Genomic DNA, 26,455 nt, shown 5'->3' with positions numbered 1-26,455 from the left:
CCCTCAGCTTCCAGCCTGGCGCACCATGGGAGCCCGCTTCACTGTCGAAGGTTCCTGCATGACCATCCATCGCCTGCGCAGCGTGCTGTGCGCCCTAGCCTTTCTGTCCGGCCATGTGCACGCCGACGCCCTGCACACCGCTCCGGCGGTGCCGGCGCAGGTCTCCAATGCCGCTTGGGAAGAAGACATGCAACGCTTCGCCGAAAGCGACGCGCGTCAGCCGCCGCCCAAGCACGGCATCGTGTTCGTCGGCAGCTCATCGATCCGGTTCTGGGAGACATTGGCACAGGATTTCCCTGGCAAGCCGGTGATCAATCGCGGTTTCGGCGGCTCGGAAGTGCGTGACAGCACCTGGTACACAGACCGCATCGTGATTCCATACGCGCCACGCCAGGTGGTGCTGTACGCCGGCGACAACGACCTCAACAGCGGCCGCACGCCCGAACAGGTGCGCGATGACGTGCTGGCATTCGTGGCACGTGTACGCCGCGACCTGCCCGAGGCACGCATCAGCTATCTGTCGATCAAGCCCAGCCCGTCGCGCGCGCAACTGCTGCCGGCCGTGATCACGGCCAACCGCCTGATCAAGGACGCGCTAGCCCCGCTGCCGCATGTGGACTTCGTGGACATCTATACGCCGATGCTCGATGCCAGCGGCAAGCCGCGCGCAGAACTGTTCCGCGCCGACAGGCTGCATATGACGGCCGATGGGTACGCGATCTGGCGCAAGGTCGTGGCACCGGTATTGGAACAACGCTAGAACACAACCGAGCCGATCCGGCGCCTGTCGCCGGATCGCCGGTCTGCAGGTGAGACGTTGGCTGCCGCTCCAGGGCAGCACGTTGCATCGTGGCGGCAAACTGCCGGGTGGCGGCAAACTGCCGGTCCTGTCCCACACAACTGACGTAGGCGTCTGCGATTAAGGCCCGCGGCGACCGCGTTGGCGGTGCGCGAGCGATGCCAGGCCTCTGCAACGTCGCCAAACACGCCGCAAGCGCGTACGCGTCGCGCGCTGCACTGTTGACGCCACGTTGCGCGTTCCGGCTGCCGAGCAGGAAACATAGCGGGCCACGCGGTTATCCAATACCCGTGCGGCAGCCGTTCGTCGTTTCCTGCCATCGCTGCCTGACTACTTGGCCGGCAGCAAGGCGTCATCAGCACGCGCCAGGACCACCGAATGCCGCCTCAGGCGACGACCACCGCCACGGACGTACCGACGCCGGCTTCGCTCTGCAGTTCGATACGCCAGCCGAAGCGATCGCACAGCCGACGGACGATCGACAGGCCAAGCCCAGTGCCTTGCGGGCGGGTGGGGTCGGCGCGGAAGAACGGCTCGAACGCGCGTGCCCGCGCTTCTTCGCTCATGCCAATGCCGGTATCGCGGACCACGATGCGGTCGTGTGTCACCTCGACCTCGATGCTGCCGGTATCGGTGTAAGCGCAGGCGTTGCGCAACAGATTGCTGAGCACCACTCGCATCACCCTGGGCGGGGCGAACATCTGAAGGCTGCGGTCGCCGACCATGCGCAACGACACCGGTTTATCGCCAAGCAGCTCACGCGCGCTTTTCAGTTCTTCGCTGGCAAGCTCGGCCACATCGAAGTTTTCGCTCTGCGGGTCGATCTCGGCTTCGCGTGCCAGGATCAGGAACGCATCGATCACCGCCTCCATATCGTGGCCGGCGCGCTGGATGCGGCGCAGGCTGCGCTGCGTGCGCGCGGACAATTCGTCGTCGGCCAAGGCCATGTCGCTGGCCACGCGAATCACCGTGAGCGGAGTGCGCAATTCATGGCTGGCATCGCGGGTGAAGTTGCGTTCGCGCGCAACATGCTCGCTGACGCGCAGCCCCAGCGCATGCAGCGCGGCGGCCAGCTGGCGCGTTTCGCCCTGCAGTTCGGCAGGCAGCCGCTCCGGAGCCAGTTCGTCCACATCCGGGTTGCGCGGGTCCCAATGCGACACGCGCCGGGCCAGCCAGCTGATCGGCGAGACCAGCCGCTTGGAAACCCGGTAGGTGAACCAGGACACGCCATAGATCGCCACCAACACCACAATCGCCGGCACCACACCGAACCACAACGTCAGATGCGCCGCGCGCGAGCGCGGAAACACCAGATACAGCCGCCCCTCCGGGCGTTGATCGACATACACCAGCGCATCGGCGGCAGCCACTTCGCTGAAGCCCGGAGACAGGTGACGCAGCGCGGCTGGAGCGGCCTCGGCGGCGGTACCGGTGGGCAAAAAATATCCCTGGATGTTGCGCGTATTCGGCGGCCGGTTGTCCGGCGCGCTCTTTTGCATCTGCCAGAAATGCACGGCCTCGTCGGCGAGCACGGTGCGCACCAGGCTGTATTTGATAACGAACGACACCAAGTACCCGGCTAGCACAAGCGCCAGGCTCGCCAGCGCGACCTGCAGCAGGAAGGCGAGACGTATTTTTCTCGGGAGCCCGTGTGGCATTGCTGCATCCAGGGAAGTGCGCCGGAGTATAGGCAACACTTCCGTGAGTCCTTCGTGCAACCAGCCGGCAGCACAGGAGATCGATCGGCGCGTGAGCGCCTGCACAGCGGCCGGCCGCCAGAACGGCGGCCGGCGCGCATGACATCACGCCATCGGTTGGGCGATGTCGGCGATGCGATAGCCGGCGCTCTGCACGGTGTGCAGCAGCGGACGGTCGAACGGCTTGTCGATGATCTTGCGCAGGTTGTACAGATGGCTGCGCAGGGTGTCCGAATCCGGCAAGCCATTGCCCCAGATTTCGCGCTCGATTTCCTGGCGGGTGACCACACGCGGCGACTCGCGCATCAGGATGGTCAACAGGCGCAGGCCGATCGGCGAAAGCTGCAGCTCGGTGCCGGCACGGGTGGCGCGCATGCTCACCGGGTCAAGCACCAGATCGGCGACCTTGAGCACTTCCGAGCCCACCTGGCGACGCTCGCGACGGATCAGGGCACGCAGGCGCGCTTCCAGTTCCTGAATCGCGAACGGCTTGGTCAGGTAATCGTCGGCACCGAATCCCAGGCCGGTGAGCTTGTCGTCCAGCGTATCGCGGGCGGTCAGCATCAACACCGGGGTGGACTTGCGTGCGTCGTTACGCAGGCGGCGACACACTTCGATGCCGTCCAGGCGTGGCAGCATGAGATCCAGCACGACCACGTCGTAGCTGTTCTCCGCTGCAAGACGATAGCCGTCCAGGCCGTCCTGCGCGTAGTCGACCTCGAAGCCACGGCCTTCCAGGTACTCGCCGATCATTTCGGAGATATTGCGGTTGTCTTCGACGACCAGCACGAGGCCGGACGTTTCCTTGGTCTGACGCATGGACTTTCCTCGGTCTTCAGCTTTGTGAAACATGCCGGATCGCCGGTGGAAAGGGCGTGAAGACTGGCTCACGTTTTGCGTTGTCCGGCAATTAGCGGCCGAGCAGCGGGCGCAACGCCGGCCACACCGTCTCCAGCACCTTCGGTTGCGCAGCGGCGGTGGGGTGCAGACCGTCTGCCTGCATCAGGCCGGGCTGCAGCGCGACCTTTTCCAGGAAGAACGGCACCAGCGCGGTCTTGTACTGTTTGGAAAGGTCCGCATAGGTCGCCTTGAGCCGCTCGCGGTAGGCTGGGCCGTAATTGGGCGGTACGTCGATCCCGAGCAGCAGTACCTTGGCGCCGGCTTGCTGACTGAGCTGGATCATCTTTTCCAGATTGCCCTTGAGCTGGGCGGGAGTCAGCCCACGCAGCGCGTCGTTGCCGCCGAGTTCGATGACCACCACCCCGGGGCGGTGCTTTTCCAGCAGGCCCGGCAGCCGGGTCAGCGCGCCGGAGGTGGTTTCGCCGCTGATGCTGGCATTGACGACCGCCGGTGGCGTCGCCATGTCACGCTTCAGGCGTTGGTCCAATAAAGTCACCCAACTGGACTGCACCGGGATGTTGTACGCAGCGCTCAGGCTGTCGCCGACGACCAGGATCGGCGCGGTGGCAACCGGACTTTTGGCAGAGGCGATCCCCGGCGCAAGCAGGGAGAGTGTCAGCAGCCACAGGACCAGCACGCCATATCGCAGTGTTCTTTCACGCATTCGGAGATTCCTCATCGACAGTCTGGCCCCCCGCTCTAGCACCCGCACCGCCATCGACGTTCGCGAGGTCGGCAAGTCCGTCAGTGGCCCGGAGGGAACGCTCCACATCCTCGACAACGTGAGCTTGACGGTCAGTGAAGGCGACAGCATCGCCATCGTCGGTGCGTCCGGTTCGGGCAAGACCACCCTGCTCGGCTTGCTGGCCGGGTTGGACCTGCCCAGCCGCGGCAGCATCGTGCTGGCGGGCCAGGACCTGGGCCAGCTCGACGAAGAGGCACGCGCCGCGCTGCGCGCCCGCGACGTCGGCTTCGTGTTCCAGAGCTTTCACCTGCTGCCGGCGCTGACTGCCGAAGAAAACATCGCACTGCCGCTGGAACTGGCCGGGCGCGAGGATTCCGCGCGGGTGCGCGAAGTCCTGGAGGCCGTGGGCCTGAGCGCACGTGCGCGGCATTATCCGCGCCAGCTGTCCGGCGGCGAGCAGCAGCGCGTGGCGTTGGCGCGTGCATTCGTGGCGCGCCCGCGCATCCTGTTCGCCGATGAACCCACCGGCAGCCTCGACCAGGCCACAGGCGCGCAGATCAGCGACCTGTTGTTCGCGCTCAATGCCACCAGCGACACCACGCTGGTCCTGGTCACGCATGACATGACGCTGGCGCAGCGTTGTCGCCACATCTACCGCATCGACAGCGGCCGCCTGCACGCACAGACCGGTCCGGCCGCATGAACGTCGTGCGACAAGCCGCGCGCGCAGTGCGCCGCGAATTCCTGGCCGGTGACCTGCTGACCGTGTTCGCCGCGCTGGTGCTGGGCGTGGCGGTGATGACCGCGGTGGGCACCCTGGTCGACCGGGTGACGCTCGCGCTGACCTCCAGCGCGGCCGAAGTGCTCGGCGGCGATCTGGGCGTGACCGGGCGGCAGGAAATCCCGGCCGACTTCGCCGAAGAAGCCAAACGACGCGGCCTGCAGAGTACGCGCATGGTCAGCTTCCCTAGCGTGTTGTTCCATGGCGATGCCAGCCAGATGGCCAATATCCGCGGCGTCGGCGCCGGCTACCCGCTGCGTGGGCAGTTGCTGGTGTCCAAGAACGGCACCGGGACGGAAGGCAGCGTCGCCAGCGCACCGCCGCCGGGCCAGGCCTATGCCGATCCGCGCCTGCTCGAAGCGCTGGGCCTGCGCGTAAGCGAGCAACTGGAATTCGGCGCCGGCCATCTGACCATCACCGGTGTGTTGCGCGCCGAACCCGATGCCTCCGGTGAGCTGATGCAACTCTCGCCGCCGCTGCTGGTCAATCGCGCCGATATCGAAGGCGCCGGCCTGCTCGGCCCCGGCAGCCGCGCCTCCTATCGGTTGATGTTCGCCGGCGCACCGGATGCCATCGCCGATTTGCGCGCTTGGTTGAAACCACGCGCCAGCGAGTATCGCTTGGTCGGTATCGAAGACACCCAGCGCGGCATGCGTGCAGCGTTTGATCGCGCCGGCCGCTTCCTGGCCTTGTCGGCGTTGCTGGCGGTGCTGTTGTCCGGCGTGGCCACGGCCCTGGCAGCGAACCGGTTTGCGATGCGACGCATCGACACCGTGGCGGTCCTGCGCTGCCTGGGTGCCCGCCAGCGCGACATCCTGGCGATGCTGTCGCTGCAATTGCTGCTGACCGCGATCCCGGCCTGCCTGGTCGGTATCGGGCTTGGCATGCTCGCGCAGGAAGGCCTGGTGCAGGCGCTGGGCAGTCTGATCCCGAACCGGTTGCCGCTGCCACAGGCCACCCCTGCCCTGGCCGGTGCCGGTATTGGCCTGGTGCTGTTGCTGGGCTTCGGCCTGCCGCCGCTGCTACGGCTGCGCAACGTGCCGCCGATGCGCGTGCTCAACCGCAGCTTTGCTGCAGTGCCGCCCAGCTCGCTGCTGGTGTATGGCGCAGCCCTGGCCGCCACGCTGGCGCTCACCGTCTATGCCACCGGCAATCTGATGTTGGCCGGCTGGGTGCTGGGCGGCCTGGCCGCGCTGGCACTGGTGGCGATGTTGCTGGGGCTGGCCCTGCTCGCGTTGCTGCGACCGATCCAGCACCGCCTGCGCGGGGCCTGGAAACTTGGCCTGGCCTCGCTGACCCGGCGCCGCGGCTTGAGCGTGGTGCAGCTGGTCGGGCTGTCGCTGTCGTTATGCGCGCTGTTGCTGCTGGCGGTGGTCGGCCCGGGCCTGCTCGGTCAATGGCGCGACCGCCTGCCGGCGGACACGCCCAACTACTTCCTGATGAACATCCAGCCCGAACAAACCCAGCCGGTGCTGCAGACGCTGCGCGGTCTGGGGGTGAACGATGCGGCCGTGGAGCCGTTCTCCACCGGGCGCCTGGTCGCCATCAACGACAAACCGCCGGTGCGCGGCGACCGCGACCCGGCCGACGATGGCGACGGCGACAACCGCCCGGTGAATTTCTCCTGGCGCCATGCATTCCCGCCCGCAAATACGCTGCTGCAGGGCAAGTTCTGGGCGGCCGACAGCACCGCGGCGGAAGCCTCGGTGGAAGAAGGCTGGGCGCAGCGCTACCAGCTCAAACTGGGCGATCGCATCACCTTGCTGCTGGGCGAACAGCAACGCACGTTCACCGTGACCAGCATCCGCAAGGCCGACTGGGATTCGTTCCGGGTCAACTTCTTCCTGCTGCTCAATCAAGGGTCGGTCGGCGATGCGCCGTACAACCTGATTTCCGCCTTCCACCTGCCGCCGGGCAATGCGTCCAAGCTGGCGGCGCTGAGTCGCGACTATCCGAACATTTCGTTGCTGGATATCGACGCCATCCTTGGGCGCGTGCGCGAGGTCATCGACCAGGTGGCACAGGCGGTGCAATTGGTGATGGGCTTCAGCCTGCTGGCCGGCGTGCTGGTGTTGCTGGCCGCGTTGCAGGCCACCGCGGGCGAACGCCGTTACGACAGCGCGGTGTTGCGCACCCTGGGCGCACGCCGTGGCCAGCTACGCGGTGCGGTGCTGGTGGAATTCGGCGCGCTTGGCTTGCTGGCGGCGACGCTGGCAGTGTCCGCTGCGGCCGTGATCGGCGCGGTCGTGGGGACGCAGGCGTTCGAGATTGCGTTGACGCCGGATTGGCCGCGACTGCTGCTCGGCGGCGCATTCGGGCTGGCGTTGAGCCTGTTGGCGGGTTGGTCGGGCACCCGGCGCATCTTGTCCACGCCGCCGGCGTTGGCATTGCGGAGCGAGTAAGCACGGGTAACACGCGTCGCATGCGGGCAACGGCGTGCGACGCGCGGCCTGGTAGCTGGGCTGCAGGCCAGGTAACGGACGCCGTGGCGCGCCGCGTGAGACGCCTCGCCCGTCGCTGAGTGCAGCATATGTCTGCAGCGCATAAGCACCTTGCAAATCGTACGTTCGCAGCGGTGGCACGACTGCCTACAGTGGTGTGTCCGGCCGCCGGCCCAGGCGGCCTTTCGTTGCCGTCGAGGTGCCACGCCATGGCCAGCATCACTTCCGCAGCGCGCGTGCACACGCCGCGCGATGCGTCCTCCCCCGTGCAGACCTCCAGTGTCCGGATCGTGCCCTTCGACGCGCCGCTGGGCGCTGAGGTGATCGGCCTGGACCTTGCGCAACCGCTGGATGCCGCCACCTTCGCGCGTATCCATCGCGCGCATCTGGATCACCACGTGCTGGTGTTTCGCGATCAACGCATCACACCGGCGCAGCAGGTGGAATTCAGCCGTCGCTTCGGGCCGCTGCAGATCCATGTGCTGCGCAACTTTCAACTGCGCGGGCAGCCGGAAGTGCTGGTGGTGTCCAACATCAAGGAGAACGGCGAGCCGATCGGCCTGGGCGACGCCGGGCATTACTGGCACTCGGATCTGTCGTACAAGCAAACCCCGAGCCTGGGGTCGCTGCTGCATGCGCAGGAGTTGCCCAGCGAAGGCGGCGACACGCTGTTTGCCAACCAGCACCTGGCATGGCAGACGCTGCCCGAATCGCTCAAGCGCACGGTGCAGGACCTGCGTGCCGAACACAGTTATCTGGCCAAGTACGAAGAGTTGCGCGCCCGCAATCCGTGGCGCCCGGCACTGACGCCGGAGCAGATTGCCGAAGTGACGCCGGTGCAGCACCCGGTGGTGCGCACGCATCCGGAAACCGGCCGCAAGGCGCTGTTCGTCAGCGAGCATTTCACCACTCGCATCGTCGGCCTGCCCGAGGACGAAAGCCGCGCGCTGTTGCAGACGCTGTTCGAACACTCCACGCATGCTGCGCTGGTGTATCGGCATCGCTGGCAGCCGCGCGACATGGTGTTCTGGGACAACCGCTCGGTGATGCATCTGGCTGCGGGTACGCCGGATCATCTGCGCCGTCGGCTCAACCGCACCACCATCGAAGGCGATGCGCCTTTTTGAGCATCACCTGTTCCCTCCCCCTTCTCGACTGGAGCGCCGCATGCGTTTGACCGTCTCTTCCCACGCTCCTTTGCCGCACCGGCGTTTTTCGCGGCGCATCGCGCTGTTGGTGTTGGCCACGTTGCCGCTGTTGCATAGCGCGCATGCGCAAGCCGAAGGCAAGCTGCGGATCGCCAAGCAATTCGGCATCGTTTACCTGCTGCTGGACGTGGCGCAGGACCAGAAGTTGATCGAACAGCAGGGCAAGGCCGCCGGCGTGGACATCGACGTGCAGTTCCTGCAGCTCTCCGGCGGGGCGGCGGTCAACGATGCGTTGTTGACCGGTTCGATCGATGTCGCCGGTGCCGGCGTCGGCCCGCTGTTCACCATCTGGGACCGCACGCGCGGCCGCCAGAATGTCCGCGGCGTCGCCTCGCTGGGCAATTTCCCGTACTACCTGATCAGCAACAATCCGCGCATCAAGTCCATCGGCGATTTCACGCCGAAGGACCGCATTGCAGTGCCGGCGACAGGTGTCTCGGTGCAGTCGCGGTTTCTGCAGCATGCCTCGCAACAACGCTGGGGCGACAAGGGCACCCATCAGCTCGATGCGCTGCAGGTCGCGTTGCCGCATCCGGATGCCGCCGCGGCGATCATCCGTGGGCGCAGCGAAATCACCGCGCATTTTGCCAGTCCGCCGTTTCAGGAGCAGGAACTGGCACGCAACCCGGCCGCGCATATCGTCACCAGTTCGTACGAGATCGAAGGCGGCCCGTCGTCGGCAACGGTGCTGTACGCCACGGAAAAATTCCGCAAGGACAATCCCAAGACCTATCGCGCATTTGTCGCCGCGCTGGACCAGGCAGCAAAGTTCGTCACTGCCCATCCGGAGCAGGCAGCCGATATCTTCCTGCGTCGTAATGGCTCGGGCATCGACCGCGCGTTGGTGCTGCAGATCCTCAAGGATCCGAAGGTGCAGTTCACCGTGGCGCCGCAGAACACGCTGGGGCTGGGCAAGTTCATGCAGCACAGCGGGGCGATCAAGCAGGCACCGGGCAAGGTGGGCGATTACTTTTTCGACGACCCGCTGATTGCGGGCGGGAGCTGAGCGATGTCGACGCCCCTGCTGCAGGTCGATCATGTCAGCCTGGAATATGCCTCCGCCCAGCGCGTGGTGCGCGCGACCCATCGCGTGCGCTTCGATGTGCACGAAGCCGACCGCTTCGTGCTGCTCGGGCCATCGGGCTGCGGCAAATCCACATTGCTCAAGGCGGTTGCCGGTTTCGTTACGCCGCGCGAAGGACAGATCCGTCTGGAGGGGCATGCGGTCACCGGCCCCGGGCCCGACCGGGTCGTCGTATTCCAGGAATTCGATCAGTTGGCGCCATGGAAAACCGTGCGCGAGAACGTGGTGTTCGGGCTGCGCGCGGCGCGCAAGCTCGGCCGCGCCGAAGCGCGCGAGCGGGCAGACGAAAGTCTGGCCCAGGTCGGGCTGAGCGGATTTGCAGATGCCTACCCGCACACCTTGTCCGGCGGCATGAAGCAGCGCGTGGCCATTGCACGCGCCCTGGCGATGCGTCCGCGTGTCCTGCTGATGGACGAACCGTTCGCGGCACTGGATGCGCTGACGCGTTCGCGCATGCAGGAGCAGGTGCTGGAATTGTGGGAACAATTGCGCTTCACGCTGCTGTTCGTCACCCATTCCATCGAAGAGGCCTTGGTGGTCGGCAACCGGGTCTTGCTGTTGTCGCCGCACCCGGGCCAGGTGCGCGCCGAACTCAACGCGCACGCCTTCGGCCCGCACAGTGCCGGCAGCGTGGCATTCCAGCAGACCGCGCAGCGTATTCACCGGTTGCTGTTCGATCTGCCCGATGAAACGCTGGATGACGACAAGGTGGCACCGCTGCGTCGCCCGTCCCTGCGCCAACGCGAGGCGCTGACATGAGCCGCAGCACTGCAAGCGCATTGCCGCCGATTCCACCGGTGCGACCCGAGTACGAAGTGGCGCTGACGCCGCTGGACCCTGCCCTGGTTGCCGCGACCACGCCCACGCGTTGGCAGGCACCACCGTGGCTGCGCAAGGCACTGGTGCTGGCGGTCTTGGTCGCGGCATGGGAAATCGCCGCGCGGCTGGTCGGCGACGATCTGATGCTGCCCGGCGCAGGGCAGACCGCGCGCGCGTTCTACGACGGGCTGCTGTCCGGCGAACTGCTGCGCCGGGTCGGTGCCTCATTGCGCGTGCTGGCGCAGGGTTATGCGCTGGGCGTGCTGCTGGCGTTCGTGCTGACCGCACTGGCCGCTTCCACACGCTGGGGCCGCGATGTGCTCGGCACGCTGACCGCCATGTTCAACCCGCTGCCGGCCATTGCGCTGTTGCCGCTGGCCTTGCTGTGGTTCGGGCTGGGCACCGGCAGCCTGGTGTTCGTGCTGGTGCACTCGGTGCTGTGGCCGCTGGCGCTGACCACCTACGCCGGCTTCCAGGCAGTGCCGGACACGCTGCGCATGGCCGGGCGCAACTACGGCCTGCGCGGCCCGCGCTATGTGGCGCAACTGCTGATTCCGGCAGCGCTACCGGCGATCCTGTCCGGGCTGAAGATCGGATGGGCGTTCGCCTGGCGCACCTTGATCGCTGCCGAACTGGTCTTCGGCGCCACCTCCGGCCAGGGCGGCCTGGGCTGGTACATCTTCCAGAACCGCAACGAGCTTTATACCGACAAGGTGTTCGCGGGGCTGGCGATGGTGATCGTGCTGGGATTGCTGGTGGAGGGCGTGGTGTTCCAGGCGGTCGAGCGGCTGACGGTGCGCCGCTGGGGCATGCAGCGCTAGAGCGGCCTCGGCGGTCCGGTCGCGTGCGCTTAACGAGGTTGGCTTATGCTTCGGCCCCCATTCTCTGCCGCTCGCCGCCATGCCCACTGCCCCCTTCACCGCCTACCTGTATCCGGTCCTGCTGCTGATCGCCAGCAACGTGTTCATGACCTTCGCCTGGTACGGACACCTGAAGTACAAGACCACGCCGCTGATGATCGCCATCCTGGTCAGCTGGGGCATCGCGTTTTTCGAATACTGCCTGCAGGTGCCTGGCAACCGTCTGGGCAGCGCGGTGTATTCGGCGCCGCAGCTCAAGGGCATGCAGGAAGTGATCACGCTGCTGGTCTTTGCCGGTTTCTCCACCTTCTACCTGGGGCAGTCGCTGAAGTGGAACCATTGGGCCGCGTTCGGCCTGATCCTGGTGGCGGCGTTTTTGATGTTCAAGGAGTAACGACAAGCGCCGTCTCGCTCCTAGGAGCGCACCCGGGCGCGACCTCGCAAGCGCGTCCCGCGGCGCGATTGGCCTTATCGGGAATGCCATGTCGCGCCCGGATGCGCTCCTGCGGCATCGGGGTGCCTAGTTCGCCGCCTCGACCCACTGCGCGAACACCGCATCGATTTGCGCGTCCTTGACCCGCTTGCCCTTCTGCACTGACTCGGCCTGCTCGAACATCGGCACGATCATCGCCATGCCGTCCGGCTTGGTTTTCAGATGCAGGCCCGGTGGTGTTTGCAGGAATGAGGCCCAGCGCGTGCGCACCCGGGCCCAATAGGCTTGGGTGCCCTTCCAGTACGCATAGGCCGGGGCGAAGTCCACCTCGGTGGTCTTGCGGTAATCGTTGAAGCCGAACTCGCGCGCAATCGTTTCCTGGGTGCCGTCGGGCTTGCGCAACACCTTGGTGTTGAATTGTTCGTGGGTCCAGCCATTCGGCGTCAGCGTGTGCCGGTTGATCACCGATAGCGCGTTGTAGTCGCTGCGCTTGGTGTACTCGCGCCGCGGCAACGGGCGCCAGCTTAGATCGCTGGTCCAGGTGGGGTGGCCATCGGCGTAGTCCCAGCGGCCGGTGCCGCAATAACGTGGCGCGTCGCTGACTTCATACACGCATTGGGTCCAGGCACCGGCGCTCACGGCCGGCGGCAGCGCGTGCACCGTCCAGGTCTGCTCGGCGGTGAATTCAAACCGTTGCGGTGCCTCGAAGGTCCAGTCCTGCCGCCAGTGCTTGGTCACATGCCCGGTCTTTTCGTCGACCAGCACGTGCTGCAGCACCAGCTTGCGCGGCGAATCCTCCACCACGATGACCACTTCGCTGGCGCCGCTGCGCATCGCCGAGGCACGCTCGTAGCCGGGCTTGAGCAGCACGGTTTCGTCGAAGGCAAAGTCCACCGCGTATTCGCCCTGCATCGCCAGGATGCTTTGCCGATCACGCTGAGCATCGGCGGCGGCAAGCAACGGCAACAGGCTCAGTGTGGCGGCAACACAGCGGGAGAACAATCGGCTCATCGGCACTCTCGGTTTTCATCGGGGAACATCAGGGGCGTGCGCGCAGCAGCAACAGTCGTCCACGACCACGCGGCCGTCGATGCCCTCTTCGCGCGCCAACCGTGCAGCAACCTCAGCGCCCAGCGCAGAGACGGTGGCCAGGCTGGCGGTGATGGGATGCTCGTGGCTGGCCGCAGGCTGCAAGCGCAGTGCGCTCAAGCGCCATGCATCGCCGCGCATGCGCCCGGCCAGGCGGCGCCATAGCCGTTCGCCGACGCCCAGTTGGTGCGTGTCCATTGGCAGTGGTGGCAGCCGCGAGACCAGGCGGTCCCAGCTCAGGAAATCGCTGTCCGGCAACAGGCAGAGCCGCCAGCAGCAGTGTCCTGCGACATCGAAGAACCAGATGCTTTCGTGCACGCCGTCGCTATCCACCCGACGGGACGCGGCCGCAGCGACTGCGTGCTGCCAACCATCCAGTTCGTTGCCCAACGCTGGCCGATACAGGCAGAGTACCGTCCCCAGGGCAGCCAATTGCTGTGGTCGCGGCAGTGCCGCGCAGGTCGCGCGTGCATGCAAGGACAACGGGACTGCGCGGACGTTGGGCATGGCCGCTACCAGTTCACGGCCAGGCTGACCGAAGCGGTGCGCCCGGCGCCGGTGAAGCGGTCCAGCACCGTGCTGCTGGCCAGCGTGCCGTTAGGCAGCGCGTTCCAGTCCACGTAACGGCGATCGGCCAAATTGAAGATGCCGGCAGTGACCTTGGCGCCAGGCGCGAATTCCCAGTGGCCCATCAGATCCAGCGTGGCGTAGCCGGCCGGAGCGTAGTAGCTGTCCAGCTGCGGGCGACGTTTGCGGGCCACAAAGGTGCCGATCAATTCCGCCCCCCAGCGCTCGCCGTCGAAGGCCACGCCAAGCGTGCCGCGCAACGGGTCGACCGAATTGAGCGGGGTGCCGTCGGTGAGGTTGTCGCCTTCCGCATAGGCAACCGCACTGTTCACCGACCAGCCCTGCCAACCCGCCAGCGCGCCCAGATCGATCCCGCCGCGCGCTTCGGCGCCCTTGATCACTACATCGTCCACGTTGCGTGACTGGAACAGCGCCAGCCCGTCGGCATTCACGCCAGCCGGCGCATACGATTCGATGAAGTTGCGGTAGTCGGTGTAGTACACGGCGAGCCCGAAATAGCCGACCGCATCGTTGAAACGCAGGCCAAGTTCGCCACCGCGACTGGTCTCCGATTTCAGGTCCGGATTGGCGATGGCGGTATAGCGCGCCTGCAGATTGGTGAAGCCGATATTGACGTCGTTGTACGGCGGCGCGCGAAAGCCATGCGCATAGTTGGCGTACGCCGACCACGCATCGGAGAACCGCCACACCGCGCCGAACTTGGGCGAGAGCTGGGTGTCGTCGAGAGTCTCAGCGGCCACGCCTGGATTGTCCTCGCGGAAGATATCGTCCACCTGCGGCGACAGGCGGAAATCATCCACGCGCACGCCCGGCGTCAGCGACAAGCGGCCATCGAGCAGGCCGATTTCGTCCTGCGCATACAACCCGAGCTTGGTGGTTTCGCTCATGGGAAAATCGCGCACCGGGAACACGTCCTGACCGACGCGGTTGGTCACCACGCCATTGGCCAGATTGACCGAATAGCCGTCGCGCTTGGCCCGCGTGTCGGTCCAGGTGCCATCCAGGCCATAGGTGATCTGGTGACTGAGCGTGTCGGTGTCGATGAATTTATGCGCGTTCACCAGCAGCCCGTAAACACGCTGATCGAAGGTGTGTTCGTTATGCCGGCGCGTGTTGTTGCCACGCAACTCGTTGGTGCGCTGCAGGCTCTCGCTATCCTGGCGATACAGTTGCCACTGCAGATCGTCGGCCAATGCGGAATCCAGCGCATCGATTTCATGCCGCAGCGATACCCGCGCACGGGTCTGATGATCGCGTCCCTGCTGCGACAGGATGCGCAGCGAAGCAGTCGGGCTACGCGTGTCGACTCCCGTCAGCGCGTCGATGCGGCCGTAGTCTTCGTTGCCTTCGACGGTGAATTTGAAGCGCTGTTGCGCGCTAGGCGCGTACACCAGTTTGGCGAGCACGCTGCGGCCATCGATGCGCTGCGGATTGGCCGCGGTGCGGGTGAAATCGCGGCTGCGGTGATCGCCCTGGTTTTGCGTTTCCTGACCCTGGCGATGACTCACCGCCACCATGCCGCTCCAGCGTTCGCCACCGAACGCGCCGGTGGCACCGGCGAACAATCCATTCCAGTCGCCTTCATAGCCGAACTTCAGGCCGACGTAGCTGTGCTTGGCGGCGCTCAGATAGTCCGACGGATCCTTGGTGACGAAGGCGACCACACCGCCCAATGCGTCCGAGCCGTACAACGAACTGGCCGGTCCGCGTACCACTTCCACGCGCTTGAGCGTTTCCAGGTCGACGAAGTTGCGGTTGGCGTTGAGATAGCTGCCGAAGCTGAAGCTGTCCGGCACCGGCACGTTATCCACCAACATCGCCACGCGGTTGCCATCCAGCCCGCGGATGCGGATGCCGCTGGCACCGGTGAAGCGGCCGCTGGTGCTGGTGACCGATACCCCCGGCGTGTAGCGGAACAGGTCCTTGAGTTCGCGCACCAGTTGGTTGTCGAGCTGTTCGCGATCGATCACATCCACCGTGCTGGGCACATCCACCAGTGCGCGCTGGGTGCGTGTGGCGGTGACCTGTAGCCGATCGAAGTCGTGCACCTCACGCGCAGCCTCCGCTCCGGCATCGCGTTCGGCAGCACGGGCACACAGGGAAATAGCAGGCAGCGCCAGCGACAGCGCGACCACCAGCGGATGCAGGCGGATCATCCGGAACCTTTACGCGTCCCCGGCAGCGCGCGTTGCGGCATAGGCCGCGCGCGGCAGGGAAGAGGGAGTGGAGTGGCGGGCGGCGGCGGCAGCGCCCGCTGCGATCTTTGCGCACACGCATCGAGCGAGTGCGGCAGATGGGATGCGATGGCCATCGAGCGTTGCGCGCGGAGCAGGATCGCGTCATCGGCACTCAAGGCGCACGATGAGCGTTGCGGCAGCGGCTGCGCACAATGGCTGTGCGCAGCCCAGCTCGTGGCTGGAATTACTTGGTCAGGATCAGCTTGTCGTTGCTGGTGTGGCGCAGGCGATAGACGCGATCGCCGTGCTGGATCAGCACTTCACGCCGGCCCTTGAGCAGCGCCTCGCTGCTGATGAGGTCTTCGGCGGGCACGGCACGCGGCGTGGCGCGGTCGCGCAGATTGACCGGTTCGGAGCGAAGCAGCACGGGGTGAGCGGTCATGATCTGGTTCTCCAGTCGGTTGGCCAGACAAATAATAACCATTCTCATTTAATGATCAAGAGCCATTCTCATTTGATGAGCCTGATCTTTGAATTGCTCTCTGATTTTCGATTCATGACACAAATCGATGGGTGTCGATGGTTCAGCTGCGGCGACCGCCACAAGACATCCACCGCAGCACGCGATCGACCCAGGCTCAGCGCGTGCTCGACTCCACCCGCGCCCAGCCGGCGTCATCGACCTGATCCAGGGTGTCCAGGGCACCGAGGTTTTCTTCCAGCTGCGTGACCCGGCTCGCGCCCAGGATCACGCTGGACACATGCCGGTTGCGCAGGCACCAGGCGATGGCCAACTGCGCCGGCGACTGGCCAAGCTCGGCCGCCACCGCACAGAACGCGCGGGCGCGCTCCAGCCGGCGCGCTTCAGGCGCGCCCAGCACTTCGTCCTGCAACCATTGGTTGCCCGGCTGGCCCAGCCGGCTGTCGGCCTCCACGCCCGCGTTGTACTTGCCGGTCAGCAGGCCCGAGGCCAGCGGCGACCAGATCGTGGTGCCCAGCCCGTTCTCGCACAGTGGCGCGTATTCGCGCTCCAGCCGCTCGCGGTGCAGCAGGTTGTATTGCGGCTGTTCCATCGCCGGCGCATGCAGATGTTCGCGTTCGGCAATGGCGAAGGCCTCGCGCAACTGCGCGGCGCTCCATTCGGACGTGCCCCAGTACAGCACCTTGCCCTGGCGGATCAGCGCATCCATGGCGCGTACGGTTTCCTGGATCGGGGTCTCCGGATCCGGTCGATGGCAGTAATAGAGATCCAGGTACTCCACGCGCAGGCGCTTGAGCGCGGCGTGACAGGCATCGGTGACATGCTTGCGCGAGAGCCCGCGCTGGGTCGGCCGCGGGCTGTCGACCGCACCGAAGAACACCTTGCTCGACACGCAAAAGCCATCGCGCGGCAAACGCAGATCGGCGATCACATCGCCCATCACTTCCTCGGCGCGACCGCGCGCGTAGACCTCGGCGTTATCGAAGAAGTTGATGCCGTTGTCCCAGGCGGCAGCAATCAGATTGCGCGCTTCGCTGCGCCCGATCTGTTTGCCGAAAGTGACCCAGGCCCCGAACGACAAGGCCGATAGCTGCAGCCCGGTGGAACCCAGACGACGGTAAAGCATGGCGAACTCCCACAACCTCCAGGGCACCTGCCCCGGACCGGAGTGCGCAGTGTAGTCGGGCAGGCACAGCGCGCGACGTGTACGGCGCCGTACATCGACCTGTTCCCGGCTCGACTGCCTGTTCGCAGCACCGCCTGCACTGCGCATGCACCGTGATCGGTGCTTGCGTCGGTGCTGGTCTGCCGTTGGTGGTTACCTGCACCGAATGCTTCGGCTTGCATGGGCGTTTCCACACCTACATGCGTGATGCGTCACCATCAATCCACAGGTGACAGACGCGACGCCTTGCTGCAGCGACTGCTTGCCGGTAACAGGCAAAATCGCCGGCGTGTGGCGTCGCAATCAGGGTGGGGCCATTGGTGGCATGCATGCGCCAGCCAGCCGCATGGACGGATTGACGGCGTGCCCCGACACCGGATGCGGCACCGTGCCTGGATACACCAGCGCATGACGCCGGCGGACATGCGTGCAACGGTCAGCAGCACTCGCGCACAAACGCCAACAGTCCCAGGCCATCTGCGCCAGAGACACCCCGCCCAATGAAGCGGATACAGCAACGACAGCCGTAGCAGTCGCAGCAGTAGATCGAATCACGCGCTTCAGCCACTGCAGGCTGCGCGGCAGTTCCCCCGAACGCTGACGCATGACGGTGAACACCTCATTCGGGCGCGGCCACGACAGCCGCCAGCCGCGCCGCCACGCTGTGAAATGCCGCCACCTCGTCCAAGCGAACTCCCGACTTTGCGCAAGCACGGTCCCACGGCGCGCCAACGCGGGCCTGCCCGAGCCCGCCGCCTCTCGCCTGTGGGTCGACCGAGGCCATCTGAATGCCCCTCGCCTTGCCCCCTGTCACCCCCTGCTCTAGGCTTCCCGTTTTGCCATCAGCAGCCCGGGGATTGGAATGGTCGAAGGTTTGGGAAGGATCGGTTTCGGCCTGTTCGGTCTGGCGGTGCTCATCGGCATCACCTGGCTGTTTTCGAGCAACCGCCGCGCGATCGACTGGAAGCTGGTCGCCACCGGTCTGGCCCTGCAGATTTCGTTCGCCGCACTGGTGCTGCTGGTGCCGGGCGGGCGCGACGTGTTCGACGCGCTGGGCAAGGGCTTCGTCAAGGTGCTGAGTTTCGTCAATGAGGGGTCCACCTTCATTTTCGGCAACCTGATGAACATCGACAGCTACGGCTTCATCTTTGCGTTCCAGGTGCTGCCCACCATCATTTTCTTCTCGGCGCTGATGGGCGTGCTTTACCACCTGGGCGTGATGCAGATGGTGGTGCGTGCGATGGCGTGGGCAATCACCAAGGTGATGCGCGTTTCCGGTGCGGAAACCACCAGCGTGTGCGCCAGCGTCTTCATCGGCCAGACCGAAGCGCCGCTGACGGTGCGCCCGTATATCCCCAAGATGACCCAGTCCGAGCTGCTGACGATGATGATCGGCGGCATGGCGCATATCGCCGGTGGCGTGCTGGCTGCATACGTCGGCATGCTCGGCGGCAGCGATCCGGCGCAGCAGGCGTTTTATGCCAAGCATCTGCTGGCCGCCAGCATCATGGCCGCGCCCGCCACGCTGGTGGTCGCCAAGCTGTTGGTGCCGGAAACCGGCACTCCGCTGACCCGCGGCACGGTGAAGATGGAAGTGGAAAAAACCACCAGCAATGTCATCGATGCGGCTGCGGCCGGTGCCGGCGACGGCCTGCGCCTGGCGCTGAACATCGGCGCGATGCTGCTGGCCTTCATCGCGCTGATTGCGCTGATCAACGCACCGCTGACCTGGCTGGGCGAGGTCACCGGCGCCGCCGCGCTGCTGGGCCGCCCGACCAACCTGTCGACGATCTTCGGCTACGTGCTGGCGCCGATCGCCTGGGTGATCGGCACCCCGTGGGTGGATGCCACCACGGTCGGTTCGTTGATCGGTCAGAAGGTGGTGATCAACGAGTTCGTCGCCTACAGCGAGCTGTCGCGCATCGTCAAGGGCGAATTGCCGGGCGTGGGCCTGAGCGCCGAGGGCCGCCTGATCGCCACCTACGCGCTGTGCGGCTTCGCCAATTTCAGCTCGATCGCGATCCAGATCGGTGGGATCGGCGGGCTGGCGCCGGAACGTCGTCACGATCTGGCCAAGTTCGGCCTGCGCGCGGTGCTCGGCGGTTCGATCGCCACCTTCATGACCGCTACCATTGCCGGTGTGCTGTCGCATTTCGGTTGAGGCGGTGCGGGTTCATCGGCGTGACGGTCTAATCACTGCACGCCGCGTTTCATCCAGTCATTCAAGTCAGTCATTCAAGGCAAGGTATTTATGAGTTCGGTCGTCGTTGTCGGGTCCTTCAATGTCGATCACGTGTGGCGCTGCGATACCTTGCCGGTGCCGGGCGCGACCATCGCCGGGCGCTACAGCACCGGCCCGGGTGGCAAGGGCTTCAATCAGGCGGTTGCGGCCGCACGTGCTGGCGCCAAGACGCATTTCCTGTGCGCACTGGGCGATGACGCCGGTGGTGCGCTGGCGCGCTCGCTGGCCGCGCAGGACGGCTTTGCGCTGATCGCCGAGCCCAGCAACGAACCGACCGGCACCGGCGGCATCTATGTCGACGGGCATGGCCGCAACACCATCGTGATCGGTGCCGGCGCCAACGCCGTGTTGAGCCCGGCCTTCATCGAGAATCAACGCCCGCTGGTCGCTGCGGCAAAGGTGCTGCTGGCGCAGCTGGAATCCCCGGCCGAGACGGTCGAGTCTGCCCTGGCGTTGGCGCACGAATGCGGCGTGCTCACCGTACTCAATGCCGCACCGGCCAATGCACCGACCTCGATTGGCCTGCTCAAGCTTTCGGATGTGCTGACGCCCAACGAAACCGAATTCGCCGCACTGCTCGGTCGCCATGTCGGCGAGCGCATCAATGCCGACGACGTCGCCGCGCTGGACGGCAATACGCTGCATTCGCTGTGCCGCAAGCTGCTGCCGGGCGGTACCGTGGTGGTGACGCTGGGCGCGGTGGGCGCCTTCATTTCGCACGCCGAAGAACAACTGCGCGGCGACACCCAGGCGCATTACCGCGTGGGCGCGGAAAGCGCGCAGACCATCGACACCACCGGTGCCGGCGACGCGTTCAACGGTGCGCTGGTTGCCTCGCTGGCGCAGGTACCGGCTGCAAGCTTCGCCACCCACGTGCGCTTTGCCACGCGTTATGCGGCGCGCTCCACCGAAGTGGAAGGTGCGGCGGTATCGATGCCGCGGCTACGCGCGGACGAGTGAGACCGCGGCTCATTGCGATTGGCGTGCCCTGGTTTTCTGCAAGCATGCGCGCGCATGTCTCGTACCAACGATGACTGTGGCTAGCGGCTAGCGGCCTCTTACCGCGTCGAGTCGAGTCGAGTCGAGTCGCGTCGCACCGCATCGCGCCGAGCGATGTGACACTGCCATGACTGCATATCTGTTTTCGCCGCGCTGCGCACGCGCTGCTGCCGACCTCACGCCACCAGCTGCGCCATCGCAGCGCCACGTGACCCAGCGCTGTTTTCTGTGTTCGAAAAGCGAAAGCGCATCGCATAAAGCGCGCTGACCGGCTGCACGCGCTAGCGCGTTGTCTGCGCTTGCCTACTATCGCCGCACCACCGGGCGCACCACGACCATTGCCTGCTGTCATGCGAGGACGCTCCTGGCGGCGCGGCTTGCCGAGATGCGGCTGCATCGTCGACTGGCGCACCACCGCGTCACGCAATGCAGTCACGCGTGTGCCTGGCCCTGCCCCCTCCCAAGCTCAACGGAACAACCGATGATCCTGCGTCGATCGCGCTCGCCATTCCTGCTGCCCTGCGTCTTGCTGCCCTGCCTACTCAGCTCCTGCGGCGGCGAGGATGCCGCCGATGCCGTCGCCGCTGCGACCCCATCGCCGGCGGCGACGGTCACCGTGAGTGCCCCGCGCGCCATGCCGCCAGCCACGACGCAGGCGTCCACGGCAACGGCGAGCGCCAGTACCGACCCGGCATTCCGGCGCAGCCTCGCGCCCGACAAGCCGATGTTCGTGATCCATGCCGACACCTGGAACGCCGCCGATCCGCAGAAGATCATCGACCTGATTCCTGCAGACCTGCGTCCTTACACGGTGCTGCTGATCTCGCTCTCGATCAGTCACAACGGCGCCACCAACAATCAGTGCAACTGGAACCAGGTGGAGAACGGCATCGAGACGGCACGCTCGTGGATCAAGACCGCGGCAGCCAACGGCGTCTGGGCGATGGTCCAGCCTTCCAGCGGCGGCTTCAGCCACTTCCCCGACTATCCCAACGGCACCGATCTCGAATCGACGGTGTACGGTGAATTCTTCCGCGACTATCCGAACTTCCTTGGCTTCAACTATGCCGAGCAGTTCTGGGGATTCGATCAACCGTGCTCGGTGTCGGCGGCGCAGCGCTGGGAGCATTGGGCCAACCTGCTCAAGCTGACCAACAAGTACGGCGGCTATCTGGCGGTGAGCTTCACTGGCGGCTTCTGGGGCGCCAACATCAATCCGCTGGCGATGGTCAAGCGTAACGATGCCTTGCGCAGCTCGCTCACCAGCTATGCCAAGAACTTCATCATCGAAGAAAAGTTCACGATGAACTATGGCTACCACGACATCGAAAGTGTCAGCCTGGGCATGTTCTTGTCGGGATTCGCGGGCCATTACGGCATCCGTCCGGACAGCAGCGGCTGGTACGCCGCCGATGGCAGCGCCTATCCGATCCCGGCAGGCGCCCCGCATCTGATCGAGCACCTGACGCTGACCGGCGAAACCTACTTCGACGGCCCGGAACTGATCTGGACCGACAGCGTGCAAAGCCTGCCCAACGGCACCACCGCCGACGGCTACAACACCCGTCGCTGGCAGTTCTTCCCGCAGTTCAAGAACATCCACATGGATGTCTATCGCAAGATCCTCGACGGCACCTTGCACATCCTCGATCGCCAGCAGGTCATCGACCGCACCAAGGTCGTGGTGGTCGACGATGTCACCACCGGTAACGACCGTGCCGTGTACGCGACGCCAGAGACGCTGTTCTCCGGTCTCTACCTGATGGATGACGACGGCACGTACCTCAACCAGCACAGCTGGTACAAGAAGACCGGGCGCTACCCCGCCATTCCCACCGTGTGGCAGTTGAACGACGACCTGGCCAAGTCCTTCCCTGTACAGATCAAGCGCAGCGCATACGACAGCCGCTGGCCCTCCATCGCCGCCAAGACCCAGGAATTGAATGCGCTGTTCCCGCAGGAATCCACCGGCGACCTCTACGTCGGGCGCCAGGACAACACCTGGGTCACCTACAACCCCTACAAGACCAACAAGACCAACAAGACCAACAAGACCGCCAGCGGTGCGTTCAACCTCAAGTACAACAGTTGCGCCGCGCTCAGCATGACGTATGGCCCCTACACCACGGGCGTGGTCAAAGAGTTCGCCAACTCGGTGTCGATCTACCTGACCAATTTCGATTCCGAAACCGGCCCGCTCAAGACCGACACCATCGCCATCAGCGGCGCCAGCAGCACGCCGACCTATACGTTTACCGATCGCGGCGAGCACCAGCCCAGTAGTGTGACCGCCACACCCAGCAACGGGGGTCTGACTCTGAACGTCGCCCACAACGGGCCGCTGGACATCACCATCCAGTGCTCCGGCGCGGCTACCGGGCGCGCAAGTGCCGCGGCGGTCACGCCACTGCAGGCACCGGCCGCGCCGCCGGCCTATACGGGCGTGCGGCAATACGAGGCGGAGAACTTCGACTTCCTGCGCATCGGCAGCCTTGTCGCCAATGGTGTCTCCGGCGCGGTGCACAACTTCCAGGGCCTGGGATATGTCGACTTCGGCGGCAATCCCGGCGCACGTCTGCGGACCACCATCAACGTGCCGCAGGCCGGAACCTACACGTTGGCCACGCGCTATTCCGCACCGGGCGCCAGCGTCGCCACCGTGGACCTGTACGTCAACGGCGTGCGTGTCGGTACCCCGGCCTTCGCCCAGACCAGCTCGGCCAGCGATTGGGCCAGCAGTCCGCTGACGGCGACCTTGAATGCCGGCGATAACGTGGTCGAGTACCGCGCCAGCGCGGGCACCCAGGCCAAGCTGTACCTGGATAATTTGGCCGTCTCGCAGTAGGCGATACCAGCGGCGGTGCCGGCCCGGCCGCCGCAGGGTTGGCGGTACGAAGGGCTGTCACCGCTGACGTTACACTAGCGCCATGCAGATCGGCCCCTACTCCATCGCTCCGAAGGTGATCCTCGCGCCCATGGCGGGCGTCACCGACAAGCCGTTCCGGCTGCTGTGCAAGCGGCTGGGCGCGGACCTGGCGGTGTCGGAAATGACCATTTCCGACCCGCGTTTCTGGGGCACGCGCAAATCGCTGCACCGCATGGATCATGCCGGCGAGCCGGACCCGATCAGCGTGCAGATCGCCGGCACCGAGCCGCAGCAACTGGCCGAGGCAGCGCGCTACAACGTCGACCACGGTGCGCAGTTGATCGACATCAACATGGGTTGCCCGGCCAAGAAGGTCTGCAACGCCTGGGCCGGCTCGGCGCTGATGCGCGATGAAGACCTGGTGGCGCGCATCCTGACCGCGGTGGTACAGGCAGTGAACGTGCCGGTGACGTTGAAGATCCGCACAGGTTGGGATTGCGACCACCGCAACGGCCCGACCATCGCGCGGATCGCGCAGGACTGCGGCATCGCCGCGCTCGCCGTACACGGGCGCACCCGCGACCAGCATTACACCGGCAGCGCCGAGTACGCGACGATTGCGCAGATCAAGGACGCGCTGCAGATCCCGGTGGTTGCCAATGGCGATATCGACTCGCCGCAGAAAGCCGCCCAGGTGCTGCGCGACACCGGCGCCGATGCGGTGATGATCGGCCGCGCCGCGCAAGGCCGCCCGTGGATCTTCGGCGAAGTGGCGCATTTCTTGGCCACCGGCGAGGTATTGCCGCCACCGTCGCTGGCGTTCGTGCGCGACACCTTGCTCGGCCACCTGGAAGCGCTGCACGCGTTTTATGGCCAACCGCAGGGCGTGCGCATCGCACGCAAGCATCTGGGGTGGTATGCCAAGGACCATCCGCAAAGCGCCGACTTCCGGGCGGTGGTCAATCGCGCCGAAACCCCCGACGCGCAGTTGATCCTGACGCGCGATTACTTCGATGCCTTGATCGCCGGCGTACCGCCCGCACTATCGGACGCTGCCTGAGGTTTTCTGTCCTGCTGGAGCCGCACGCATGAGCGCACCGAGCGACACCCCGACCTATCTGCACGGCTTTTCCGCCACCGAACAGGCCCGTCTGCTCAAACAGGCACGCTTGCTGGAAACCACGCTGTTCAATGAGATCGACTACAGCGGCGCGCGGCGCCTGCTGGAAGTGGGCAGCGGCGTCGGCGCACAGACCGAAATCCTGTTGCGCCGTTTTCCCGAGCTGCATGTCACCGGCGTGGATTTGAGCGAAGCGCAACTGGGCGCGGCACGCGCAAACCTCGAGCGGCTGGCATGGTGCCGCGCGCGCTACACCCTGCAACAGGCCGATGCCAGCGACCTGCCGTTCGAAGCGCGCCAGTTCGATGCGGCGTTTCTGTGCTGGGTGCTCGAACACGTGCCCTCGCCTGCGCGCGTACTCAACGAAGTGCGGCGCGTGCTGCTGCCCGGCTCGCCGGTGTATGTGACCGAGGTGATGAATGCCTCGTTCCTGCTGCACCCGTATTCGCCCAACCTGTGGCGCTACTGGATGGCCTTCAACGATTTCCAGCACGACCAGGGTGGCGACCCGTTCGTCGGCGCCAAGCTGGGCAACCTGCTGCTGGCCGGGGGCTTTCGCGATGTGCACACCCAGATCAAGACGCTGCACTTGGACAACCGCGAACCGGGCCGGCGCAAGACCATGATCGGGTTCTGGGAAGAAGTGCTGCTCTCGGCGGCCGACCAATTACTGCAGGCCGGCGCGGTCGAGGCCGCCACCGTGGAGGGCATGCACCGCGAGCTGGCGCAGGTGCACAGCGACCCGGACGCCGTGTTTTTCTATTCGTTCGTGCAGGCGCGCGCCACGGTCTATTGAGTGGCCGATGCGGGCGCGGCGACCGGGGGGCCGATATGTTCCAGGTCGCCGGTCAGCACGGTGCTGCGCGGTTCGTGCCAGATGCGATGCCACATCTGCCCCAGCACCGCGCCGATCTGATCGCGGGCCACCGGCGCACGGTACGCCGCCTGCACCTGCCGCGGCACGATCGGCTGCCAGGTTCCGTTGTCGCGATGGGCCACCACGAAGTTGAAGTTGTAGTCCGGTTCCAGGCCCATGCGCAGGTCGCTGAGCATCAGGTCATCGTCGACCAGGCGCGCGCGCATGAAGCCGCGATTGAACCAGGTCAGCCGACGCACCGAATCGAAGCTGGCCACTTCGCCCAAAGCCTGGGTGTTGCTGGAAAACCCACGGAAGTGCATCGGGCCGGTGTCGGCCACCAGCGAACGCTCGCCGATGACATAGCCGTTGGGCGTCATCGCCACCACGCGCCACAGCAAGGTGTTGAGCGGCATCGGGACCGAGAACCGCGGCGCATCGGCCAGGCCCATCGCCGCCAGCGCACGGTCGGCCTGGCGGTCGACCAGTTGCTTGGCAATCAATGACCAGCCCAGATACGCGGTACTGGCCACCAACCCGATCACCAGCACGTGTTGCGCAAGCGGGCGCGCACGCGCAAACCAGGCCACCGCACAGGCGAGCAACAGCCACAACGTGTAGGCCGGGTCGATGATGAACACGCTCGACCACATCGTCGGATGCGGCTGCAACGGCCACCACAGCTGGGTGCCGTAGACAGTGAACGCATCCAGCAGCGGATGCGTGATCAAGGCCAGCTGGATCGCCCAGAACCAGCGCGTGGGTGCGCTGGCCACGCGTCCATTGCCGTAGCGGCGGAACAGCCACCAGATCAACCAGCCCACCAGCGGCAGCACGAACAACGAATGGCTGACGCTGCGGTGCACGGTCATCAGGGTGACCGGGTCGTCGGTCAGCGGCAGCAAGGCCAGCGCGTCGAGGTCGGGCAAGGTGCCCAGTGCCGCGCCGGCCAACAAGGCGGCGCGCCGCTGTCCGGGCGGCGCGATGGCGGCAGCGATGGCGCCGCCAAGAACGATCTGGGTCAATGAATCCATCGGCCGATGCTAGCAGGCCGGACATGCACGGATCGGGATGTTCGACGCGGCATACGGCCGGCCGGCACCGCTGCGTCACCGGCCAGTTAATCGTCACCGCAATGCACAGGCCCGTGCTTCCGGCCAGGGGA

General features: G+C 65.7%; 22 protein-coding genes. 13 read left to right on the top strand and 9 right to left on the bottom strand.

The features are described from left to right. Positions 1-58: 58 nt before the first annotated feature. A complete protein-coding gene (locus tag J7367_RS01155; RefSeq protein ID WP_057660500.1) occupies positions 59-760 on the top strand; it encodes an SGNH/GDSL hydrolase family protein in 702 nt (233 codons plus the stop codon). A gap of 425 nt (positions 761-1,185) precedes the next feature. Here J7367_RS01155 and J7367_RS01150 read toward each other — a convergent pair whose 3' ends face one another. The 3 genes from J7367_RS01150 to J7367_RS01140 form a co-directional block, all read right to left on the bottom strand. After that, positions 1,186-2,457 carry a HAMP domain-containing sensor histidine kinase gene (locus tag J7367_RS01150; RefSeq protein ID WP_057660502.1) on the bottom strand — a complete coding sequence of 424 codons (1,272 nt, stop codon included), beginning with the start codon at positions 2,455-2,457 and terminating at the stop codon, positions 1,186-1,188. Between the two features lie 144 nt (positions 2,458-2,601). Next, positions 2,602-3,315, bottom strand: a complete 714-nt coding sequence (locus tag J7367_RS01145; RefSeq protein WP_002811889.1) for a response regulator transcription factor — start codon at positions 3,313-3,315, stop codon at positions 2,602-2,604. Between the two features lie 91 nt (positions 3,316-3,406). Then, positions 3,407-4,075, bottom strand: a complete 669-nt coding sequence (locus tag J7367_RS01140) for an arylesterase (RefSeq protein WP_176215011.1) — start codon at positions 4,073-4,075, stop codon at positions 3,407-3,409. A gap of 103 nt (positions 4,076-4,178) precedes the next feature. On the opposite strand from J7367_RS01140, the gene J7367_RS01135 reads away from it, so the two are divergent. From J7367_RS01135 to J7367_RS01105, 7 genes are all read left to right on the top strand, one after another. Beyond that, complete coding sequence (locus J7367_RS01135; RefSeq protein ID WP_007965808.1) at positions 4,179-4,784, top strand: ATP-binding cassette domain-containing protein; 606 nt, start codon at positions 4,179-4,181, stop codon at positions 4,782-4,784. Then, positions 4,781-7,264, top strand: a complete 2,484-nt coding sequence (locus J7367_RS01130; RefSeq protein ID WP_057660505.1) for an FtsX-like permease family protein — start codon at positions 4,781-4,783, stop codon at positions 7,262-7,264. Before J7367_RS01135 ends, J7367_RS01130 begins: the two co-directional genes overlap by 4 nt. Before the next feature lie 248 nt (positions 7,265-7,512). Continuing rightward, positions 7,513-8,430 carry a TauD/TfdA family dioxygenase gene (locus J7367_RS01125; protein WP_057660507.1) on the top strand — a complete coding sequence of 306 codons (918 nt, stop codon included), beginning with the start codon at positions 7,513-7,515 and terminating at the stop codon, positions 8,428-8,430. Between the two features lie 40 nt (positions 8,431-8,470). Then, complete coding sequence (locus tag J7367_RS01120) at positions 8,471-9,517, top strand: ABC transporter substrate-binding protein (protein WP_007972118.1); 1,047 nt, start codon at positions 8,471-8,473, stop codon at positions 9,515-9,517. A gap of 3 nt (positions 9,518-9,520) precedes the next feature. Beyond that, complete coding sequence (locus tag J7367_RS01115) at positions 9,521-10,354, top strand: ABC transporter ATP-binding protein (RefSeq protein WP_057660509.1); 834 nt, start codon at positions 9,521-9,523, stop codon at positions 10,352-10,354. Further along, positions 10,351-11,235 carry an ABC transporter permease gene (locus J7367_RS01110; RefSeq protein WP_033483786.1) on the top strand — a complete coding sequence of 295 codons (885 nt, stop codon included), beginning with the start codon at positions 10,351-10,353 and terminating at the stop codon, positions 11,233-11,235. Before J7367_RS01115 ends, J7367_RS01110 begins: the two co-directional genes overlap by 4 nt. A gap of 79 nt (positions 11,236-11,314) precedes the next feature. Further along, on the top strand, positions 11,315-11,668 hold the full coding sequence (locus tag J7367_RS01105) for a DMT family protein (protein ID WP_005910790.1): 354 nt from the start codon (positions 11,315-11,317) through the stop codon (positions 11,666-11,668). A 126-nt stretch (positions 11,669-11,794) separates the two neighbouring features. Here J7367_RS01105 and J7367_RS01100 read toward each other — a convergent pair whose 3' ends face one another. The 5 genes from J7367_RS01100 to J7367_RS01080 all read right to left on the bottom strand — a co-directional run bounded on the left by J7367_RS01100 (position 11,795) and on the right by J7367_RS01080 (position 17,168). Beyond that, positions 11,795-12,718, bottom strand: a complete 924-nt coding sequence (locus J7367_RS01100) for a DUF6607 family protein (RefSeq protein ID WP_007972115.1) — start codon at positions 12,716-12,718, stop codon at positions 11,795-11,797. 15 nt (positions 12,719-12,733) lie between these two features. Further along, a complete protein-coding gene (locus J7367_RS01095; RefSeq protein WP_057660510.1) occupies positions 12,734-13,303 on the bottom strand; it encodes a hypothetical protein in 570 nt (189 codons plus the stop codon). 5 nt (positions 13,304-13,308) lie between these two features. Further along, positions 13,309-15,540, bottom strand: coding sequence for a TonB-dependent hemoglobin/transferrin/lactoferrin family receptor (locus tag J7367_RS01090; protein ID WP_057660514.1), 2,232 nt, complete (start codon positions 15,538-15,540; stop codon positions 13,309-13,311). A gap of 265 nt (positions 15,541-15,805) precedes the next feature. Continuing rightward, the gene (locus J7367_RS01085) at positions 15,806-16,045 is read right to left on the bottom strand and encodes a hemin uptake protein HemP (protein ID WP_003485179.1); all 240 of its coding nucleotides are present in this window, start codon (positions 16,043-16,045) and stop codon (positions 15,806-15,808) included. Between the two features lie 154 nt (positions 16,046-16,199). Next, the gene (locus tag J7367_RS01080; RefSeq protein WP_033473935.1) at positions 16,200-17,168 is read right to left on the bottom strand and encodes an aldo/keto reductase; all 969 of its coding nucleotides are present in this window, start codon (positions 17,166-17,168) and stop codon (positions 16,200-16,202) included. Between the two features lie 901 nt (positions 17,169-18,069). On the opposite strand from J7367_RS01080, the gene J7367_RS01075 reads away from it, so the two are divergent. The 5 genes from J7367_RS01075 (at position 18,070) to J7367_RS01055 (ending at position 25,230) form a co-directional block, all read left to right on the top strand. Then, positions 18,070-19,368 carry a nucleoside transporter C-terminal domain-containing protein gene (locus J7367_RS01075; protein WP_057660516.1) on the top strand — a complete coding sequence of 433 codons (1,299 nt, stop codon included), beginning with the start codon at positions 18,070-18,072 and terminating at the stop codon, positions 19,366-19,368. Between the two features lie 90 nt (positions 19,369-19,458). Then, positions 19,459-20,409 carry a ribokinase gene (locus tag J7367_RS01070; RefSeq protein ID WP_017157336.1) on the top strand — a complete coding sequence of 317 codons (951 nt, stop codon included), beginning with the start codon at positions 19,459-19,461 and terminating at the stop codon, positions 20,407-20,409. Between the two features lie 520 nt (positions 20,410-20,929). After that, entirely contained in the window at positions 20,930-23,293 is a 2,364-nt protein-coding gene (locus J7367_RS01065) for a glycoside hydrolase family 98 domain-containing protein (protein WP_209028891.1), read from the top strand. 82 nt (positions 23,294-23,375) lie between these two features. Beyond that, positions 23,376-24,374, top strand: coding sequence for a tRNA dihydrouridine synthase DusB (dusB, locus tag J7367_RS01060; RefSeq protein WP_057660523.1), 999 nt, complete (start codon positions 23,376-23,378; stop codon positions 24,372-24,374). 28 nt (positions 24,375-24,402) lie between these two features. Further along, positions 24,403-25,230: a class I SAM-dependent methyltransferase gene (locus J7367_RS01055; RefSeq protein WP_017157339.1), complete on the top strand. Its 828-nt coding sequence runs from the start codon at positions 24,403-24,405 to the stop codon at positions 25,228-25,230. On the opposite strand, the gene J7367_RS01050 is transcribed toward J7367_RS01055, so the two are convergent. Continuing rightward, the gene (locus J7367_RS01050) at positions 25,224-26,324 is read right to left on the bottom strand and encodes a metal-dependent hydrolase (RefSeq protein ID WP_057660524.1); all 1,101 of its coding nucleotides are present in this window, start codon (positions 26,322-26,324) and stop codon (positions 25,224-25,226) included. The two genes, J7367_RS01055 and J7367_RS01050, sit on opposite strands and share 7 nt — an antisense overlap. Positions 26,325-26,455 lie beyond the last annotated feature (131 nt).

Source organism: Xanthomonas sp. D-36-1 (assembly GCF_017746155.1).
Classification (GTDB): Bacteria; Pseudomonadota; Gammaproteobacteria; order Xanthomonadales; family Xanthomonadaceae; genus Xanthomonas; species Xanthomonas cissicola.
The sequence above is the reverse complement of the archived record's forward strand: the minus strand, read 5'-3'. Positions and strand labels throughout refer to the sequence as shown.